We start from the raw sequence: 1,327 nt of genomic DNA, 5'->3' as shown, positions 1-1,327 counted from the left end.
TCACTACTGTCCCGTAAAAGCGGGCAAGTCGGTCTTTGAAATAGTTGAAACATAGTCTATTAGAAGTAATTTTTCATGTGCGACGATTTGAATTTGTAATTTTGCAGCCCATAAAGGGACTGCTCTATGAACAAAGACAAATATGTATTCGCTCAATTGGTTGCATTTCTCGACAACAACAAGTTCCGTCACCTGGTTGACAAGTATGATGGGAACAGGTATGTCAAGAACTTCACCTGCTGGAATCAGCTCATGGCACTCATGTTCGGACAACTCTGTAACCGTGAGAGCCTGCGTGATGTTGTCGTTGCATTGGAGACTCACCAATCCAAATGTTATCACCTTGGAATGGGGCGTAATCCAATAGCGAAAACGACATTTGCCACAGCGAATCAGAATCGTGACTACAGGATCTTTGAAGACTTTGCCTTCTTCATGATGGAACAGGCTCGCAAGAAACGAGCAACCGACATCTTCAAGCTGAAGGGGAATGTTTATGCATTTGATTCAACAACGATTCCGCTCTGCTTGTCAGTATTCTGGTGGGCAAAGTTCCGCAAGAAGAAAGGAGGCGTTAAGGCGCATGTCCTTTATGATCTGGAGTCCCAGGTTTCTGCTTTCTTCCATATTACGACTGCATCGGTACACGATTCAAAGGCAATGAAGGAGATTCCCTATGAATCAGGTTCTTACTACGTATTTGACCGTGGTTACAATGCATTCAAGGAACTCTACAAGATTTGTCTTAATGAATCATACTTCGTGGTTCGGGCGAAGAAGAACTTACAGTACAAGTGTACGAAATGGAAACGTAGATTGCCTAAGAATGTGCTTTCTGATTCCGTTATTGAACTCACGGATGTGAACACACAGAAGAAGTTTCCTGAGAGGCTGCGACTTGTGAGATTTCACGATGACGAGCAAGACAGAGACTTCGCATTTTTGACGAATGCATTCCATCTTACCGCTCTCGAAATTGCTAATCTCTACAAGAACCGATGGCAGATTGAGTTGTTCTTCAAGTGGCTCAAGCAGCACCTCAAGATTAAGAAATTCTGGGGCACTACAGAGAACGCTGTCAGAATACAAATTTGCTCTGCAATCATAACTTATTGCCTTGTCGCCATCGTCCAACACGACATGCGACTAAAGCGGTCAACTTATGAGGTCCTGCAGATTTTGAGCATCTCACTAACGGATAAGACTCCACTGAGAGATCTCTTCGAAAAGACTAATTTCAACGATGTCAAAGAACTCGATTATCCCCTCTTGGAGGGACTATTTGATTAATATTAACTTCGTCCCAATTTTAACGGGACACTAATGA

At 43.0% G+C, this 1,327-nt stretch carries 1 protein-coding gene; it reads left to right on the top strand.

The annotated features are described in order from the left end of the window. Window positions 1-126 precede the first annotated feature (126 nt). Window positions 127-1,290, top strand: a complete 1,164-nt coding sequence (locus ACESTR_RS16125; RefSeq protein ID WP_141405246.1) for an IS4 family transposase — start codon at window positions 127-129, stop codon at window positions 1,288-1,290. The last annotated feature ends 37 nt before the right edge of the window (window positions 1,291-1,327 follow it).

The organism is Alistipes sp. DJF_B185, assembly GCF_964250025.1.
Classification (GTDB): Bacteria; Bacteroidota; Bacteroidia; order Bacteroidales; family Rikenellaceae; genus Alistipes; species Alistipes finegoldii.
This window is presented reverse-complemented; position numbering and strand designations above follow the sequence as displayed.

Bases quoted from the DNA above. Each gene is read 5' to 3' on its own strand.
- ACESTR_RS16125 (WP_141405246.1), top strand. From the start codon at position 127: ATGAACAAAGACAAATATGTATTCGCTCAATTGGTTGCATTTCTCGAC.